Genomic DNA, 17,481 nt, shown 5'->3' with positions numbered 1-17,481 from the left:
TCAGTTCGTGCTGACGCGGTCGTACGGGACCGCAGCGGGACCCGGCTCGCCGGCCCGCCGCCCGGGCTCGTACGGCGAGGGCTGTCTGTCGGATCGGCGTGGCCGGACGGGCCACCACAGGGAGCGGCCGAGCAGGGCGGCGAGCGCCGGGATCAGCGCCACGGACAGAACGGACGCCGACAGCAGGATGCCGAGGGCCGTCGCGAAGCCGATCTGCTGGGTGGACGGGGCGGGGTTCACCGCGAGGCTGCCGAAGGAACCGGCCAGCACCAGCCCGGCGGTGGCGATGGCCGGTGCCGTATGCCGTACGGCGCGGGCCACCGCCGCCCGGGCCGGGCCCGGGCGCTCCATCTCCTCCCTGATGCGGTCGCTCATCAGGATGTTGTAGTCCGTGCCCAGGGCGACCACGAACAGGAAGAGCACCAGCGGCAGGGTGAAGTTGACGCCCGCTTCGCCGCGCACATGCTGGAACACCAGGGCGGAGGCGCCGAGCGTGGCGGCGAAGCCGAGCCCGACGGAGACCATGAGCACCACCGGTGCCAGGACGCTGCGAAGCAGGACGAGCAGGATCAGCGCGATGAGCGCGGCGGCCATGGGAAAGACCAGCTCCAGGTCCCCGGAGACGGCGGTGGAGATGTCCGCGAAGATCGCCGCCGTGCCGCCGACGTGTGCCTCGGCGCCCGCGGGTGTGTGCTGGGCGACGGTCGCCCGCACCGGCCCGGACACCAGGTCGCGTGCCTTCTGGCTCTGTGGGTCGGCGGTCAGGTAGAGGCCGATCCGGGCGGCGTCGCCCACCTTGTCGTAGACGACCGGAGTCACCTGGCCCACGCCCTGCGTGCGGCCGAGCGCCTTGACCAGGACGTCGACGCCCTGCCGGTCGAGGGCGCCGCCGTCGCCGCTGATGACGTACACCTCGGTGGGGTCGGACACCCCCGCGGGCAGGGCGCGGGAGATCTCCGCGGCGGTGGCCGCGGCCGGTGTGCCAGTGCCGCCGCTGCCGGTGCTGTAGTCCATCTTCATGCCGGCCGTCCCGGCGGCCAGCGCACCCAGCAGAACGATCGCGCCGACCGTGACGGCGAGCGGTCGCCGGGCGACGGTGTCGCCGAAGCGTCCGGCCGAACCCTCGCGCGGTGCGCGCTTCAGGGCTTGGGAGGGCCAGAACATCCTGCGTCCGGTGACCGCCAGCAGGGCGGGCATGAAGGTCAGGCCGGCCAGCAGCATCACCATCACGGAGATCGCGACGGCCGGGCCGAGCACCCGGAACTGCCCGAAGCTGGCGACACCGAGGGTGGCGAAGGCGGCGACGATCGTGAGCGCCGCCGAGGTGATCGCGGAGCCCACCCGCCCCGTCACCTCACCCGCGATCTCGCGGGCGCCGCGCTGCGGCTGCGCGCGCAGCCGCTCACGGAAGCGGAACAGCAGGAACAGGAAGTAGTCGATCCCGATGCCGAGCAGCACCACGCTGATCAGCTGCGGTGTGCTCGGATCCAGTTTGATCCCGGTGAGCAGCGCCGTGCCGACCACCGTACCCGCGGCGGCCCCGCCGACGAGGCTGACGGCCAGGAGTGGCAGGAGAGCCGCCAGGGCACTGCGGAACACCAGTATGTTCAGCAGCACGATCAGGCCGATGGTCAGTGCCCCGGCCACTGTGCTCGTGGTCTTCTCCGCCTCGTGGCTGTCGACGAGGTCGGCCAGACCGCCGGCGAATCCGGTGCGCAGTCCGTACTGCGCGTAGCTGCCGGAAGCGCTATTCCGGAATTCCTTGAATACATTCTGCAGGCCTGGGTCGGTCGAATTACCGGAAAGGCCGACAGAAAAGAGAACGAAAGCACGGTGGGGTGCGACCGCGCCGGGCGTCACCTTCGGCGTCTGGGAGTAGTCCTTCGCCAGGAAGTCGGGGGCGTCCTCGGACTTCGGCATGGTCACCCGCTGCCTGCCGAGCGCCGCTGCCGCTGCCTCCGCACGCTGCTGGTCGGCCGCGCCGAGCGGCTTTCCGTCGGACCGCTTCACCAGCATGGTCACCGCATCGGCATCCGGCTTGATCCCGAACTTGTCCTCGGCGACCTTCAGTGCCGCCGCCGAGTCGTACTTCTCCGGCAGGAAGTCACCGAGCTGGCTCTCGGTGACCCGGTACATCAGCGCCTGACCCACTACGGCCAGTCCTATTCCCAGCAGCACCCAGAGGGTGATGACTTTCCATGGATTTCTCGTGGAGAATCCGGCCAGGGTGCGAATCACAGGGACTCCGGTTCGAAAGCCTTCTCGGACAGTTCCCTTCCAGCACATCACCGGAGTTCGCGCAGATCGTCGGAGTGGGGGACGAGAAGGCGTACGGGGCCCTGGACCTGGCCGTCCACCGGACCGGGACCCTGGTCCTGGTCCGATCTCGGCCCAGGGGCGGAGCCGGCGCTGCGGCACGCAGGGACAATGGCACAAGCCAGGTATCGATGCCGGGCGGGCCGCCCGGCATCACGGCGGAGAACAGCCAAGAAGGGACCAACGAATGGCGACGCGTCGCAGCGCTGTGCCGTCGCGCCAGGAACTGCGCGGGCGTCTCTTCCCGCCGGACGCCGACACGTCGCCTTGGACCCGCAACGACGCCCTGCTGACCGTCGGTGCGGCCGTCGTGGACCTCGTCGGATATACCGCGTTCTCACAGGTCGCAGGCGTGCCCATGTCGAGTGTCGGCATCCTGCTCCTGACGGTGTCCGCGCTGCCGCTGCTCATGAGGCGCCGCTTCCCGCTCACCGTCATGACCGTCAGCCTGGTGCTCGTTGCGCTGCTGAACCTGACGACGTCCATCAGCCATCACTTCGGCGCCACCCTCGCGGTCGCCCTCTACTCGGCTGCCCGGACGGGCCGTCCGTGGGCGACGGCCGCCCTGACGATCGGGGCGACCGGCGTCACCCTGCTCACCCCGGACCTCGCCGCCCCGCACGGGTTCCTGAACGTGACCAGCGCCTGCCTCGCCGCCTGCCTCGTTGCCGCCACCGGCCTCGCGGTCGATCGGTGGCACCAGGAGACGGAGGCCAACCGCCGGCTCCTCGCCGACCGGGCGCTTGCCGAGGAACGCCGCCGCATCGCCAGGGAGCTGCATGACATCGTCGCCCACCGCATCACCATCATGCAGCTGATGGCGGGCGGCGCCCGCGCCAACCTCGACCAAGACCCCGGTGTCGCCCGCGACGCCCTGGTCACCTTGGAGGAGTCGGGGCGGCTGGCCCTGCGCGAGATGCGGCAGCTCCTCGACGTCCTGCGGACCGACGAGGACACGGCGACCGACCGGCATGGCACCCCGGAGGCGCCGCAGCCTGGCCTGGCCGACCTCGACCTCCTGATCGAGGAATCTCGGCAGGCCGGACAGCCCACCGAGCTGACCGTGGATGGCGAGCCCGGACGACTGCCGCCGGTGGTCGGTCTCACTCTCTACCGGGTCGTCCAGGAGGCACTGACCAATGCCCGCAAGCATGCAGGGCCCGACGTCCCGGTGAAGGTCCGCCTCACATGTCTACCCGAGCGCGTCCGTGTGTCCGTCACCGACCAAGGCGCGATGGACGCGGCAGAGTTTCCTTCGGCCCCCGGCATCAGGCGTGGTGCTGGATACGGTCTGGTCGGCATGCGTGAACGGGTCGCCCTGCACGGCGGCGTGCTGGAGGCCGGTCCGGTGTCCGAGGTCGGCTTCCGGGTCGTGGCCAGCCTGCCGCTGGAAGCTTCGACGGGCGAGGACGAGGAGGACTGACCGGTGAGCGGGACAGACGCCGAAAACGAGGCCGCGGGCGAGCGGATGATCCGGGTACTGATCGCGGACGACCAGCCGCTTGTGCGGCGCGGGCTGGCCCTGATCCTCGGCCCCTCTCCGGCCATCACCGTGGTTGCCGAGGCCGAAAATGGCGAGCAGGCTCTTGTGCTCGCCCGTGAGCACCGTCCCGACGTCGTGGTGATGGACATCCGGATGCCCGTCCTCGACGGGGTGGCCGCCACCGAACGACTGGCTCGTGACCTTCCCGAGTGCCGGGTGCTCGCCCTCAGCACCTTCGACATGGACGAGTACGTGGTCGCCGCACTGCGCGCCGGCGCATACGGTTTCCTGCCCAAGGACAGCTCGCCCGAGGACCTCGTGGCCGCGATCCGCACCGTCCGTGCGGGCGAGGCCGCCGTCGCTCCCCGTCTGCTGACCCGGCTGATCTCCGCCTATGTCAGGAACGAGCAGGTTGCGCCCCCGAACCGTCGGCGGCCCGCCGCAGAGAACACCCCCGGTCTCACCCCGCGCGAAGTGGAGGTCTGGCGCCTGGTGGCTACCGGCCTGGACAACAACCAGATCGCACGCACCATGGAGATCAGTGTCTCCACCGTCAAGAACTACATCACCAGCATCTTTGACAAACTCGGCGTCCGTGACCGGGCGCAGGCGGTGATTGCGGCCTACGAGTCGGGCCTGGTGGCAGCCCTACGGGCCGCGGACCCGGACTGAACCGAGCCCTTCGGGCCGGGACGACGTCCTGCCGTGTCATCTGTTGACCCGACTCAGGCCAGAGTCGACGGCGCTCGGTCCGGTGCCGGAGCCAGTCCGCACCGCGATCCGGCACCGGACTTCATGACGGGCCCGCCTGCCTGCCGTCAGCGCAAGCGTGGGTTCGGGCTCGGTCGGTGTCGGTGCTCCCGGCAACGACCCTTCCCGTAAGGCGCGTTAACCTGACGGTTAACAAGACAGATGAAGGGCCCGCGTGGAGATCAGAGACATCGAGATCTTCCTGATGCTCGCCGAGGAGCTGCACTTCGGCCGGACCGCCGAACGGCTGCACGTCACCCCGGCGCGAGTCGGCCAGGCCATCAAGAAGCAGGAAAGGCAGATCGGCGGCGCGCTCTTCGCCCGCACAAGCCATCACGTCAGCCTTACCCCGCTCGGTCAGCAGTTGCACGACGACCTGCTCCCGGTGCACCGCGGTCTTCAGCGGAGTCTGGAGCGGGCCGCGCTGGCCGCGAAGGGTAAGACCGAGGTGCTGCGCCTGGGCATGACGTCCAGTAACGTCGAGGACCTGAGGCCCGTCCTCGACGAATTCTCGTCCCGCCACCCCGCCTGCATGGTGCAGATCCGCGCCGTGGGATACAACGACCCTTTCACCGCACTGCGCCACGGCACGATCGACGTACTGCTCGCCTGGCTCCCTGTCCGGGAACCCGACCTCACGGTGAGCCCGGTCGCCTACACCGAATCCGTCGTGTTGTGCGTGTCCTCCGCCCACCCCCTGGCGAAGCGAGACTCCATCTCCTACGAGGACCTCGCTGACGAGACCGTCCTGACCGGCGCCGCGCCCGACTACTGGCGAGAGGCGCTGATCCCCGCCCACACCTCCAGCGGGCCGATCCCCAAAGGGCCGACTGCAGTCGACGGCACACAACTACTCGCCATCGTCGCCAGCGGGGAAGCGGTGTGCCCCGTGCACGCGCACGCGCTGCGCTACTACGGGCGGCCTGACATCGCCTACATCCCCATCCACGATGCCCCGCTCAGCCGTTGGGCCTTGAGCTGGCACACGAGCAGCGAGACCGCACAGATTCGCGCCTTGGCCAAGGTCGTTGAAGACCTCGGTCCGATGGCCATGTGACCTCAGGTCGCACGAGCGGACTGCACACAGTTCAAACCGGCGCTGGGGACAACGACGCCGACGGCCGGCGCCGAAGTGTCGCGTCTCTACCGCCCAGTTGCGTCCCCGCAGCCCGTCGCCGCCTCGGCGAGCGCGCGTACGAGTGGGGTCGCGCGGTCCGTGCGCCAGATCAGGGCCCACTGGACGGGTGGGGCATCGTGGAGGGGCAGGTAGACGACGTCCGTCTGCGCGTTGTAGCGCCGCCCCTCGTCGGGGACCGTGCAGATCGCGTCGCCTGCCGCGACGAGGGCAAGGATCTCGTAGAAGGTGGCGACGGCCGGGCCGCGGCGGACGGGGCGTCCGGCCGGAGTACGGGCCGGCAGGACGGCACCCTCCCAGTAGGCGGGAAGGGAACCGCTCAGGCGCGGCACGACGTGGTCGCCGAGGACCTCCATGCTCACCGACTTCTGCCGGGCGAGCGGGTGATCCGCGGCCACCATCAGGTGGAGAGGTTCCTCGCGCAGCACCACTCCGACGGTCAGGTCCGGCTCGCGGACCGGCAGCCAGGTGGTCACCGCGTCGACCTCGCCCGCCCGCAAGGCTCCGAACGGATCGCTGAAGAACACTTCCCGGAACCGGAGTTCGGCGGACGGGTACCGGGCCCGGAATCGGTCCAGTACCGGCCTCATGTCGTGCATCTGCGCGCCCATGACCCCCAACGTCAGCGTCCCGGCCGAGTTGCGGGCGAGGGCGGCCGCCTCCGCCATGGCTTCCTGGATGCCCTCGTATGCCGGCTTCAGCCGCTGGAGCAGCACCTCTCCGATGGGGGTCATCCGGACCTGGCGGCTGGTTCGCTCGAAGAGCTGGGCGCCGATGAGACGTTCCTGTTTCTTGATCGCCTGGCTGACGCGGGCCGGGGAGACATGCAGGCGTTCGGCGCTGCGGCCGAAGTGAAGCTCCTCCGCGAGCGTCAGGAAGATCTCTATGTCCCGCAGTTCCATCCTGTCCCCGGTTCCATCCGGGTCCCCCGGATTCGTAAATCTCTGGGTTAACGACCATATCAAGATCAGCCGTTGTTCCCGGGCTGCCCGGTACGCATGCTGGGTACCGGGCCGGGAGGCCGCCTCCCGCAGGTGACATGAGCCGGCATGAGGTTGCAGGACCGGCCCGCTCGATTCGGCCGACGACCCGAAAGGCCAGGACCGGGCGCGGAAGGCGCGTACCACATCGGTCACAGGGCCTCGCCGCCCGGGCTCCGCCCGCCGAGCACGAACTCCCACGGAGAGATTCCCGCGTGACATCTGACCCGAGCGCCGCCCAGGCGCCTGACCCTGCCGTCATCCATCCACTGCCTGCCCACGAGCGGGTCGTCTTCCTCAAGCCTCTGGTCGCCGGGACGAACGTCGTGGTGGGTGACTTCACCTACTACGACGACCCCGACGGGGCGACCGACTTCGTGCGGCGCAACGTGCTGTACGCCTACGGTCCGGAACGGCTGATCATCGGCAAGTACTGTGCGATCGCCACGGGCACCCGGTTCCTGATGGCGGGCGCGGACCACCCGTCGATGGGGGTGTCCACCTTCCCCTTCACCATGTTCGGCGGGAAGTGGACCGAGCAGACCCTCGACCTCGTCACCAGTATGCCCAGCCGCGGGGACACGGTGGTCGGCAACGACGTGTGGTTCGGATACGGAGCCACCGTGCTGCCGGGGGTTCGGATCGGCGACGGTGCGGTGATCGCGGCCGGAGCGGTGGTCACCGCCGACGTGCCGCCGTACACCGTCGTGGGCGGGAACCCGGCCCGGACGATCAGACAGCGCTTCGACGACAGCGACATCGAACGGCTCACACGGGCTGCCTGGTGGGACTGGCCCGTCGAGCTGGTGACCACGCACGCCCGCACCATCATGGCCGGATCCCCGCAGGACATCGAGCGCATCGCCGCCACCGAGGGTCTGGAGCAGCAGTGACGCCCCCGGCCATCGAGGAGTACACGGTGTCCGGTCGCGACAGCGGCCCGTACTCGATCACGACCGGCCCGGACGGCGCCCTGTGGTTCACCATGGTGCACAGCGGCAGCATCGGCCGGCTGGTCCCCGGGCAGGAACCGACCAGTCACCGACTCTCCCCGGACAGCGGCCCGACGGTCATCTGTAACGGCCCGGACGGCGCCCTGTGGTTCACGGAGTACCGGGCGCACCGGATCGGGCGGATCACGACGGCCGGCCGGGTGACCGAGTTCACGCTGCCGACCGCGGAGTGCGGGCCTTTCGGCATCGCCGCAGGGCCGGACGGCGCTTTGTGGTTCACCGAGACCGCCGCCGACCGCATCGGCCGCCTCACCACCGACGGAACGGCCACGGAGTACCCGCTGCCACGTACCGGAGCGTTCCCCTCTGCCATCGCCGCGGCCGGGGACGCGATGTGGTTCACGATGAACCAGGCCAACGCCATCGGCCGCATCGGCATGAACGGCCACATCACAGTGCACGAGCTGCCCACCGAGGCGGCCGCGCCGGTGGGTATCGCCGTGGGCCCGGACGGAAGCGTCTGGTTCACCGAGATCGCGGCCGGTCAGATCGGCCGGATGGCACCCGGCGGTCGGATCACCGAGTACCCGCTGCCCGACCGCTCGGCCCGGCCGCACGCCGTCACCACCGACGCCGGCGGCACGGCGTGGTTCACCGAGTGGGGCGGCAACCGCGTCGGCTCGGTCACCTCCGGCGGCACGGTCGCCGTCCACGAACTGCCCACCCCGGCCTCCGAGCCGCACGGGATCACGGTGGGGCCGGAAGGCGCCCTGTGGACGGCCCTGGAGACAGGCGCACTGGCCCGCATCAAACCGACCACCACCACAACCACCATCACCACCAAGCACACCGAACAGAGGAACGCCTCATGAAATACGCCCTCGTGATCTTCGAGACGCATGCGTCACGCGCCCGGATCCGGGCCGACCGCGACGCCTACCGGAAGGCGTACGAGACCTGGATCGGCGAGCTCGCGGCAGCGGGCAAGCTGGCGGGCGGCGACGCCCTCGACACCGAGCATCAGGGCCCCGTCACCGTGCGCAAGACGGCGGACGGGTCCGCAGCGGTGACCGAGGGGCCCGTGCACAGCGGCGAGGAGACCCTCGGAGGCTGGTTCGTGCTGGAAGTTGCCGACCACGCCGAGGCCATCGAGCTGGCCCGTGGCTTCCCCACCCCGGAGGCGCTCGAAATCCGCCCGATCCTCGAATCGGCCTGAGCCGCATGCGGCCCGCGACGCCTTCTGCTCGGACACCCGACGTGCCTGACCAGCATGACATCCCAGGTCCGGAGTGCTGTACCCCTTCACAGGAGTTGACTTGACACTGACATCGGTGAGCTACCGACCTCTGACCGGCCCCGAGGAGATCGATCTCTTCTGCCGGCTCTCCTACGTCCTCGACCACGAACTGACCGACGACTTCGCCGGCGGCTGTCGCCGCCCGGAGTGGTCATGGGTGGCCCTGGACGGCGACCGTCTCCTCGCCCGGCTCGCCTGGTGGACGACCCCGGGCGGTGACGTCCCGCTGCAGTTCGACTTCTTCGACGTCGACGACACGCTGCCCCGGGCCGACCGCGACGAGATCGGCCTGCGGCTGCTCAGGACGGCGACGGCAACCGTCTTCCCGGCGGGCGTGAAGCTGCCGGAGTTCGGCCGCTTCGTCCCGCCCGACTGGCACGAGGACCCCGCAGCCCGCGAGGTGGTCGAATCCCGCACGCGCCTGCTGGAGAGCACCGGCGCACGGCTGCTGGTCGAGCGGCTGCGGCTGCAGTGGACCCCGTCGTCCCTGCTCCCGGAGTCCAAGGGGCGTCTCGTCTTCCGCCCGGTGGCCGACCGTGAGGACCTCCTCGCCCTGATGACCCCGGTCATGGAGGGCACCCTCGACGCCCACGGCCGAGCGCATCTGGCATCCGGACTGAGCCCGCGCGAGGCGGCGGAACGGCACTACGACGGAGAGTTCGCCGGGTTCAAGAGCCCGCACGAGTGGTGGCGCATCGCCGAACTCCCCGACGGTGGCGGTCCGGTGGGCTTCGTGATCCCGGCTCGCAACAGCTACCACCCGATCATCGCGTACATCGGTGTCCTGCCCGCACACCGCGGCAACGGCTACATCGACGAGATCCTCGCCGAGGGCACCCGCATCCTGGCCGCCGAGGGAGTCGACCGGATCAGGGCATCGACGGACCTCGGCAACGTCCCCATGGCGAAGTCCTTCGCCCGCGCCGGATACGTCAACTTCGAACGCTCCCTCAACCTGGTTTGGGACTGACCCCACCGGCCACGTCTGTTGCGAGGGATTGCGCTGCGATGCCGTCGGTCACGGGCCCACCGTCGCCCATCGCGCCCATCCATGCCAACGCATTGCCGGTTCGGCAAGACGGTGGTCGAGGGAGGAACCCGAGGTCGTCAGAACCAGGGGCGGGCGTCCTGCGTGGGCAGCGGACGCAGCTTCGGCCAGCTGACGAGCAGGCGGTCGGCCAGGTCGGAGCTGAGACGGCCGACGGCGTGCAGGTGATCGTGGTCGCGGGTCATGTCGGCGACCACGCCCAGGCGGTGGACGAGCCGCTCACGGGCGGAGGCGTTACCCCACTCGAAGTCCTCGGCGGGCACCCGGGCGAGCTGGTCGACCGTCCCGCGGTGGGCCCGCTCGACGAGCGCGTCGCCCTGGATCAGCCACGCTGCGCACGCGTCGGCGAGGTCACCCGGCACGTCCTGCCCGGTGAGGCCGCGCCAGGTGGTCCGGTAGACGTCCTCGACCTCCGTGAGCGGGGCCCCGGTGACCGACATGGCACACCAGCAGGTGGGGAAGCCGATGCGGAAGTAGGCGAGTTCGATCAGGCCGTTGCCGAGCGAGGCCCGCTCGAGGTCGACGAAGCGGACGCCGTCGGCGGTGCGCAGGTCATTGCCGGGGCAGGGGTCGCCGTGCAGCAGCGCATGGTGCGGGGTGGGGTCCAACCGCTCCAGGAGACCGGCGAGTTCATCGGGAACCGTGGACGGTACGGGTACGTCGAGCGCCCTGGCCAGCGTGAGGAACGACTCCGCGTCGGTGGCCGTGGGCCCCGACCAGACCGGTAGTGCGCCCGCGTCGGCGGGCCCGGTCAGGGCGTGCAGCCGAGCGAGCGACTCGGCGTACCCCGGCATCCAGTCGTCCGTCTTGCCGAGGTCGTCCACGTGCTCGAGGACCATCACCCGCGAGGGCGGGTCCGTGGCGAGCACCGCGGGGGCCACGGCGGGCCCGGAGGCCCGCCCCGCCAGGCGCAGCCCTGCGACCTCCCGCGCGAAGCGCGTGTTCGCGTCGGCGCCCGCGTCCCCGTCGTCGGTGATCTGCTTGACGATCACCAGCCGCCCGTCGGTCAGTTGCACCCGCCACACGCGTGACCGCGGACTGCTGTCCAGGAGTTTGGCCTGCTTGGGGGTGCCCACGGTGGAGAGGAGCGCCTCATTGAACGGAACACGGTTCAGCATGCCGACGAGCGTAGCCGTAGCCTCGCACGCGCGAGCGAGCGCCCTGGCCCCGCCGAAGTCCGCCCCAGCCGGCCTCCCCATCCGGTGGTGACGAACGTCCAGTCGAGATCGGCGAGCCGCACCGACTCCGGCGGCGAACTCGTCACGACTCTGCGGGCGCTGTACGAAGCCAAGCAGTCCGTCGACCGGCTGGCGGAGAGCGCCGCCACTGTCGCCGGCCGCAGCGGGGCGAGCTATGCCCAGCTCGGTGCGGCCTGGGGTGGCATCAAGCGACAGTCCGCCCGTCTCAAGTGGCCCCACGCGGTGGTCAAGAGGCCCGCCGGCGAGTCCATCCCGCTCCGATATGCGGGCGGCTCCGCCGTGGTTCACCACGATCCGGATGCCGATGCCTGGTGGTACGTCGCCACTGCCGCGGACGAGCAGGCCGAGGAGTCCGAGGCCGTTCACGGCACGTACGCCGAGGCCATCGCGGGGGCGACCGAGTTCCTCCTGGCGCATGCCCTGTCCGACCGGCAGGCGTCCGCATGACCTTGAAAAGGCCTTCATGGGGGCGCTGGTTGCCGGGGCCTCGTTGTTCGTGACCCAGGCAAGCCTTTCGGGGCGCCGTGCCGGAACGAGCCGGACCGCCGGGCGCTGCCCGGCAACGCGTACGCGCTGCCGGGCAGCCGTCGTGCACCCGACGCGCCCCACCTGAGCTGGTCCCGCTGACGCTGTCAGAGGCCGCCGACCTTGACGGGGAAGTTCTCGATGACGGCGAGCACCTTGGTCGGGTCGTCCAGGTCGACGAGCTCGACCGGCTTCTCCAGCTTGTAGAGGTCGCCGCGGGGCGGGTACTGGGTCAGCTGTCCGATGAGGACCATCGGCTCCTTGGTGGTCAGAATCAGCGGTTCGCCCCCGCCCCCGGGCTGGTCGATGGTCATCGTGAAGGTCGAGACCTCGCGGAACTCGTACTTGGGCGGGAACTTCTGGGTCAAGCGCAGGGTGGTGGGCGCGTCGACATCGACGTCGTTCTGTTCGATGGTGATGACGCCCCCGCTCGTCCCGTCCTCTCCCGGCAGCTCCGCGGTCATCCGGTGGCCGACGGTCCGCATGCGAACGGAGTTGATCGGGTCTTCGGGGTTGACGTCGACGCGGTGCTTGATGCCGCCCCGGAAGTCGACGCTGACGAGGGCGTCCTTGATCCGGAGCGGGGTGTTGACAGCGAGGCGGGAGCAGGGGATCTCGGCGCCGATCGGCGGAAGTGCAGGCATGCCGCAAGGTCCTTACGTGAGTGGGGGGTTACGCAGGCCATTCAAGTGGGGGGTGTACTCCCCACGTCCCATTCACTCCGTCGTGGGCGCGCTCCCCCGCCGAGCGGCGCGCCCACGAAAGGGCCACGCGCAGTAGTCGGGGTCAGGTCCCGGGGCAGGTGGCGGTGCGGAGGACGGCAACCGTCGTTCGTCGCCGCCGGGGCCGATTGCGCGATGCTGCGGTGCATCCTGAGCGCCCTACTTGATGTCGCTCTGCTGCTCGGCGGCGTGGGAGCGTCGATGGGCTGCGACTCGTTCGCGGGTCGCGCATCGGCGGGAGCAGTAGCGGCGTTCCGGACCGCTGCCTTGGGCGATGAAGACGTTCTGGCAGCTGGGCGATGCGCAGATTCTGCCGGGCGGGCGTTGGCGGTCCCAGACGAGGACTGCCAGGGCCATGCAGGACGAGGCGAGGAGCCATTCGTCCCAGGGGGCGTTGTCGTCTCCGTCGAGGTGAGGATGCCAGGGGGCGCTGCCGCCGTGTGAGGTCAGGCGGAGCGGACCGGTGTGTTCCTGCAGAAGGCGGTTGAGGATGGCGGCGGCGCCATCGGCGTGCTCGGCGGCGAAGACCTGCCGCAGCAGGGCGGCGGCGGCGCGCATTCCGGCGACATCGCGGGTGGTGAGGTCGATGGGGTCTGTCTCGCCGTACGCGCGGAGGACGTCGGCGACTTCGGTCGGGTCGGGGGATTCGCCGGCGAGAGTGTTGACCAGGGCGGCGGTCCGCTGAGCCGTGGTCAGCACGGAGTGCCGGGTGGACCAGTCGTCGCTGTGGGAGGACACCCGTGGAATGTAACGCATCTTGCTGAGGTTTGAGTTACATCAGTAACGTCTTGACGATGAGAAAGCGTTACTCACTCCATCGCTACCTGGCCGGGGCAGTGGCAGCTCGTGCCGGGGACGAGATGTCGGGACCTGCGCTGATGCTGACGGGATTCGCCCTGACCGGATCGACCGTCGACGCGTCGTCGCTGCTCGCGGGGATCACGATCTCCGCCGCGGTAGGAGGGCCGGTGCTCGGGGCGCTCCTCGACAGAGCAGGACGGCCGGGACGCCTGCTGGCCGGGGCCCTTGTCCTGTATGCGGCGGGACTGGGGATGATTCTCGTGGGACTCGGTCGGTTGCCGTTCGCTGTCACCATCCTGATCGCGGTGTTGACAGGGCTGTTGGGGCCGGCCCTGTCAGGAGGGTGGACGGCCCAACTGCCCCGTGTGGTGCTCGGCGATCGCCTGTCCCGCGCGAATGCGCTCGATGCCATGACGTTCAGTGTGGCGAGTCTTGCCGGTCCGGCTCTCGCCGGCGGCGTGGCAGAGGCGCTGGGATCCCCCACGGCCGTGGTGGTCTCCGTCGTGCTCATCGCCTCGGCACTGCCCGCGGCCTGGATGCTGCCTGCCCGTCCGGGGCGGGCGCGGGGCGCTCGGACATCCTCGGTGATCAGTGACCTTGCTGCCGGAATCCGGGTCATTGCCGGAAGGCCGTTGTTGGCCCGAGCGACCGTCACCTCGGTCGTCTCCTGCGTCGCCCAGGGGATGCTGATGGCGTGCATCCCACTCCTGGGCGCGCGTGTCCTGGGCGGAGCAGGCCGCGGCGCGGTGCTGCTGTCCTGCATGGCGATCTCCGCCCTGGTGGCCAACGCCGTTCTCGCCCGGTTTCCGCGTGCGGTCGCCCCCGGCGCGATCATCTGGGCCAGTGCCCTTGTCCAGGCCGCCGCGTTGGCCTTGGCGGCGTCGAGCCGACCAGTCGTGCTCATCGTGGCCGTACTCGTGGTCGGGATCGGTGAAGGACCCCAGCTGGCCGCCTTGTTCGCCGTCCGCCATCGGGAGGCCCCGGAACACCTGCGCGGCCAGATCTTCACCACCGGCGCCAGTTTGAAGATCACCGGATTCGCGGTGGGGGCGGCGGTTGCCGGACCAGTCGCGACCTGGTCCCTTCCCGGCGCTCTGGTGCTCGCAGCGAGCGTGGCGGCCGTCGCGGCACTGGCTTTCTTCGCGATTCCCAGGGCTGCGTAATGGCTCGGCCCTCACCGCAGCTCGACATGGACCTGGCTGCCCGGACGGCCGCTCCGGGCCGCCGCTGCCAGGCTCGCCGAAGTCGCGCCACCGTGCGGCCACGTGGCGCGAGCCTCAGGACTGGCTGTTGAGGAAGCCGATCAGCGTCGCTCCCCACCAGCCGGTCTGGCTCACGGTGGCGGCGACCCCCGCCTGGACGAGCAACCGTCGCGGTGGCGGTGTGCCCCGGTACGGCTCCAGGCGCTGACCGAGCCCGTGCGCGTAGAGGCCGTTCACGGTGACGGCCAGGACGAGGCCCAGCTTGAGGAGCGTGAGCGGTGACTCCAGGTCCGGGCGGAGGAAGAGGCCAGTGGGGGCTCACCGTCGGAGGTCCCGCCCAGTCGACGCGCCGCATGCGGTCAGGGGCAGGCGGAGCGGGAGCGTGAGGAGGGGCGCGGTCGGGGGATACGTCGGGAGGGCGGAAGCGCGCGATCCTGGGGAGATGGACATCACCGTGCTGGTCGTGCCCGACTGCCCGAACGAGAAGCTGGTCATCGAGCGGCTACGGCAGGCCCTGGCCGATGTCGGCCTGCGTGACGCCGTTGTCTCCGCCCGGGTCCTGACGGCCCAGGCCGAGGCCGAGCGGTACGGCTTCACCGGCTCCCCGACCGTCCTCGTCGACGGACGCGACCCGTTCGCAGACGCCGACCGCCCGCCCGGACTGGCGTGCCGGGTCTACCGCACGCCTGAGGGCCTGGCGGGAGCTCCCGGTGTCGACCAACTGCGGCGGGAGCTCGCGGCCGCTGCCGCGAACTGAACACCGGCGGCAGATCGCACCCTCAGGGGCGATGCCCGCCGGCTGCCTTCAGCAACCGGTCCAGCTCGTTCCCGGCCTCGTCGTACCCCGCGTCGGAGATCCGCTGCAGTTCACGCAGGTCACCGGCCGCGACCGCGCGTCGAGTGAGCAGGAACCCGGCATGCATCGATCCCTCGTCCAGCAGTTCGCTCAGCCCGCCGAGGTCGCCATCCGCGTCGGCGAGGTCGGACAGCCGGTCCAGAGCGGTCTCGTTACCTTCGTCGGCGAGTTCGCGCAGTGTCTGACGATCCACATTCACGTTCCTGTGTTCCATGACGCCATCGTGCGACCCTGCCCCAGGGGCAAGGTCAAGTGGAAGGACGGCCGGATGATCACCATCGGGCAGCTGGCCAGGCACGTCGGTGTGTCGATCAAGACCATCCGCGTCTACCACGACAAGGGGCTGCTCCCCGAGCCCGACCGCGACGCATCCGGCTACCGGCGGTACGGCGCGCAGGACGCCATCGACCTGATCAAGATCCGGACGCTCGCCGAAGCAGGCGTCCCCCTGGCCCGTATCCGGGAGCTGAGATCGGCGACCGACGAGGAGTTCCAGCAGGCGCTGCGGGGGATCGACGACGAGATGACCGCCCGCATCCACGGTCTACGGGCGACACAGGGGCGCCTGCGCCGACTCGCCGCCGGTCAGCTGTCCCCGCTGCCCACCGAGGTCGGCGAACACCTGGAGAACCTCGCCCGCTGGGGATTCACACCGCGATGGGTGGACCTGCAACGCGACCTGTGGATCCTCGTGTTCGCCACCCACCCGGACCGGGCGACCGTCCTGTTCCACGACCAGGCCGAGAGCCTGGCCGACCCGGCGCTACGGCGGCTCTTCCTCGACTACGACCAGGCGCACGACCTCGACCCCGGCGACCCCCGTATCGACGACCTCGCGCGCCGGATCACCGAGGCAACCCGGGAACGCTACGGAACCGCCGACGTGCCCCAGTTGGACACAGGCTCCGAGATTCCCGCCCTCATCCAGGGCACGGTCACCGCCTCGTCCCCGGCATGGCGGCGACTCGACTCGCTCGTCCGCGCACAACTGGGCGTCTGAGCCGTCCGGGCCGTCGGACGAGGCGGATCACGGAGTTCGGACAAGGCCTGGGCTCGTCATCGAGGATGACGAGCCCAGGCCTTCGCGTGGGGGACGTCCCGCTCGACCGTCTCGTCGGCCGGAGTCCGGCCGTCTTCCCCCGGCCGGACTCCCACCCGGGTCCCCCTGGACCGGCGGTGGGGGCGGTGGAGTCAGCGGGAGTGGAGCCGTAGCAGGGTGTGGCCGGCCACGTCTTCGGTGACGCCCCAGAGGGTGGGGTGGGTGGTCACGCGGTCGGCGAGGGCGTCGCGCAGGACGTCGGCGGAGCCCCAGGTTCCGTACAGCTTGCTCTCGGTGAGCACCACCGGCTTGAGGCCGGCGGTGAGGACCGCCTCCCAGGTGGCCGCCGCGACCCCGGGGGTGTGGGGGCTGCGGAAGTCGTCGAGGGAGACCACTCCGTCCTCGGTCAGCAGCTCGCGCGCAGCGGCGATGTCCGCGCGGACGTGGTGGTACAGGTGCGAGGCGTCGATGTGCACGAAGCGGCAGCTGCGGGCGGGCACATGGCCGGTGACCTCGGAGGAGGACCCTTGGATCACGGTGGGCAGCCGGCCGTGGAAGCGCAGATAGTTGGCCTCGAACACCTGACGGGTCAGGGTCGGGTAGTACACCCGCATCTCGGTGGCCGTGGAGTCGTCGGGGGCTTCGCCCGCGTCGAACAGGTCACAGACGGTGAACTGCTCGCCGTCGGAGGCGTGGTAGCCGATGGCGATGGCGCTCTTGCCCTTGTAGACGCCGAGTTCCAGCAGGTCACCGCGGATGCCGTGGTCGCGCTGGTGGGTCAGGAGCCAGTCGAAGACGAACCGGTCGGCGTCGAAGAACCATCCCTCGACCTCGTCGAGCCGGTCGAGTGTGAGCAGGGGCGGGGAGGTGTCCTGTGCGGTCATGACGGATCCTCATGTGTGTGGGCGGGGCGTCCACTCCCAGGCAGGCGTAGCCCGTGGCGGGCGGGCCCCCGGGGTGGGCGTACGCCGTAGGGGCGGCCCGAGACTACGGTCCCCACCGGCGCCCCGCCCGTACCGCTTCCCCGCCACGCATGACGTCCACACGACAGGCGTAATCCCGCTGCCGGGCCGTCGCCGTCGCCGTGCCGTGCCCTTACGGCGACGGCACGAGCGCAGCGGCGTGACCCGCTCGACCGGTTCGGTCCGTGCAGGACCGTCTACGGCCGTCGAGCC

At 70.4% G+C, this 17,481-nt stretch carries 18 protein-coding genes and 2 pseudogenes; 11 read left to right on the top strand and 9 right to left on the bottom strand.

The genetic code is table 11. The features are described from left to right. Positions 1–2,151 carry an MMPL family transporter gene (locus tag OG462_RS07535; RefSeq protein WP_406055692.1) on the bottom strand — a complete coding sequence of 717 codons (2,151 nt, stop codon included), beginning with the start codon at positions 2,149–2,151 and terminating at the stop codon, positions 1–3. A 352-nt stretch (positions 2,152–2,503) separates the two neighbouring features. On the opposite strand from OG462_RS07535, the gene OG462_RS07530 reads away from it, so the two are divergent. The 3 genes from OG462_RS07530 (at position 2,504) to OG462_RS07520 (ending at position 5,606) form a co-directional block, all read left to right on the top strand. Then, entirely contained in the window at positions 2,504–3,739 is a 1,236-nt protein-coding gene (locus OG462_RS07530) for a sensor histidine kinase (RefSeq protein ID WP_406055690.1), read from the top strand. 45 nt (positions 3,740–3,784) lie between these two features. Further along, entirely contained in the window at positions 3,785–4,471 is a 687-nt protein-coding gene (locus OG462_RS07525) for a response regulator (protein ID WP_406066410.1), read from the top strand. A gap of 253 nt (positions 4,472–4,724) precedes the next feature. Then, positions 4,725–5,606: a LysR substrate-binding domain-containing protein gene (locus tag OG462_RS07520; RefSeq protein WP_406055688.1), complete on the top strand. Its 882-nt coding sequence runs from the start codon at positions 4,725–4,727 to the stop codon at positions 5,604–5,606. A gap of 86 nt (positions 5,607–5,692) precedes the next feature. Here OG462_RS07520 and OG462_RS07515 read toward each other — a convergent pair whose 3' ends face one another. Continuing rightward, positions 5,693–6,586, bottom strand: a complete 894-nt coding sequence (locus tag OG462_RS07515) for a LysR family transcriptional regulator (protein ID WP_406055686.1) — start codon at positions 6,584–6,586, stop codon at positions 5,693–5,695. 293 nt (positions 6,587–6,879) lie between these two features. Here OG462_RS07515 and OG462_RS07510 point away from each other — a divergent pair, with 293 nt between their 5' ends. From OG462_RS07510 to OG462_RS07495, 4 genes are all read left to right on the top strand, one after another. Further along, on the top strand, positions 6,880–7,557 hold the full coding sequence (locus OG462_RS07510) for a CatB-related O-acetyltransferase (protein WP_406055684.1): 678 nt from the start codon (positions 6,880–6,882) through the stop codon (positions 7,555–7,557). Continuing rightward, complete coding sequence (locus OG462_RS07505; protein WP_406055682.1) at positions 7,554–8,489, top strand: virginiamycin B lyase; 936 nt, start codon at positions 7,554–7,556, stop codon at positions 8,487–8,489. Before OG462_RS07510 ends, OG462_RS07505 begins: the two co-directional genes overlap by 4 nt. Further along, on the top strand, positions 8,486–8,833 hold the full coding sequence (locus tag OG462_RS07500; protein WP_406055680.1) for a YciI family protein: 348 nt from the start codon (positions 8,486–8,488) through the stop codon (positions 8,831–8,833). The genes OG462_RS07505 and OG462_RS07500 overlap by 4 nt, the downstream gene beginning before the upstream one ends. A 115-nt stretch (positions 8,834–8,948) precedes the next feature. Next, positions 8,949–9,884 carry a GNAT family N-acetyltransferase gene (locus OG462_RS07495; RefSeq protein ID WP_406055678.1) on the top strand — a complete coding sequence of 312 codons (936 nt, stop codon included), beginning with the start codon at positions 8,949–8,951 and terminating at the stop codon, positions 9,882–9,884. Positions 9,885–10,021: 137 nt separating this feature from the next. Here OG462_RS07495 and OG462_RS07490 read toward each other — a convergent pair whose 3' ends face one another. Next, positions 10,022–11,080 carry a phosphotransferase gene (locus OG462_RS07490; protein ID WP_406055676.1) on the bottom strand — a complete coding sequence of 353 codons (1,059 nt, stop codon included), beginning with the start codon at positions 11,078–11,080 and terminating at the stop codon, positions 10,022–10,024. An 80-nt stretch (positions 11,081–11,160) separates the two neighbouring features. Then, positions 11,161–11,229: pseudogene (locus tag OG462_RS07485) on the bottom strand (dihydrofolate reductase); the annotation flags it as partial. Position 11,230: 1 nt separating this feature from the next. Here OG462_RS07485 and OG462_RS07480 point away from each other — a divergent pair. Next, a pseudogene (locus OG462_RS07480) lies at positions 11,231–11,608 on the top strand (hypothetical protein); the annotation flags it as partial. A 185-nt stretch (positions 11,609–11,793) separates the two neighbouring features. On the opposite strand, the gene OG462_RS07475 reads toward OG462_RS07480, so the two are convergent. After that, positions 11,794–12,330: a hypothetical protein gene (locus tag OG462_RS07475; RefSeq protein WP_406055674.1), complete on the bottom strand. Its 537-nt coding sequence runs from the start codon at positions 12,328–12,330 to the stop codon at positions 11,794–11,796. Positions 12,331–12,567: 237 nt separating this feature from the next. Next, the gene (locus tag OG462_RS07470) at positions 12,568–13,164 is read right to left on the bottom strand and encodes a CGNR zinc finger domain-containing protein (protein WP_406055672.1); all 597 of its coding nucleotides are present in this window, start codon (positions 13,162–13,164) and stop codon (positions 12,568–12,570) included. 38 nt (positions 13,165–13,202) lie between these two features. On the opposite strand from OG462_RS07470, the gene OG462_RS07465 reads away from it, so the two are divergent. Further along, positions 13,203–14,372, top strand: coding sequence for an MFS transporter (locus tag OG462_RS07465; RefSeq protein WP_406055670.1), 1,170 nt, complete (start codon positions 13,203–13,205; stop codon positions 14,370–14,372). A gap of 114 nt (positions 14,373–14,486) precedes the next feature. Here the strand turns inward: OG462_RS07465 and OG462_RS07460 are convergent, their stop codons facing one another. Then, a complete protein-coding gene (locus OG462_RS07460) occupies positions 14,487–14,648 on the bottom strand; it encodes a hypothetical protein (protein WP_406055668.1) in 162 nt (53 codons plus the stop codon). A 205-nt stretch (positions 14,649–14,853) separates the two neighbouring features. Here OG462_RS07460 and OG462_RS07455 point away from each other — a divergent pair, with 205 nt between their 5' ends. Next, the gene (locus OG462_RS07455) at positions 14,854–15,168 is read left to right on the top strand and encodes a hypothetical protein (RefSeq protein ID WP_406055666.1); all 315 of its coding nucleotides are present in this window, start codon (positions 14,854–14,856) and stop codon (positions 15,166–15,168) included. A gap of 22 nt (positions 15,169–15,190) precedes the next feature. Here OG462_RS07455 and OG462_RS07450 read toward each other — a convergent pair whose 3' ends face one another. After that, positions 15,191–15,460 (bottom strand): hypothetical protein, encoded by a 270-nt coding sequence (locus OG462_RS07450; RefSeq protein ID WP_406055664.1) that lies wholly within the window; start codon positions 15,458–15,460, stop codon positions 15,191–15,193. A 75-nt stretch (positions 15,461–15,535) separates the two neighbouring features. Here OG462_RS07450 and OG462_RS07445 point away from each other — a divergent pair, with 75 nt between their 5' ends. Next, complete coding sequence (locus tag OG462_RS07445; protein ID WP_406055662.1) at positions 15,536–16,267, top strand: MerR family transcriptional regulator; 732 nt, start codon at positions 15,536–15,538, stop codon at positions 16,265–16,267. Between the two features lie 191 nt (positions 16,268–16,458). Here OG462_RS07445 and OG462_RS07440 read toward each other — a convergent pair whose 3' ends face one another. Continuing rightward, positions 16,459–17,190 carry a class I SAM-dependent methyltransferase gene (locus OG462_RS07440; protein WP_406055660.1) on the bottom strand — a complete coding sequence of 244 codons (732 nt, stop codon included), beginning with the start codon at positions 17,188–17,190 and terminating at the stop codon, positions 16,459–16,461. Positions 17,191–17,481: the final 291 nt, after the last annotated feature.

The organism is Streptomyces sp. NBC_01077 (assembly GCF_045162855.1).
GTDB lineage: Bacteria > Actinomycetota > Actinomycetes > Streptomycetales > Streptomycetaceae > Streptomyces.
Note: the sequence above shows the minus strand (reverse complement) of the source record. Positions and strands in the feature narration are given on the sequence as shown.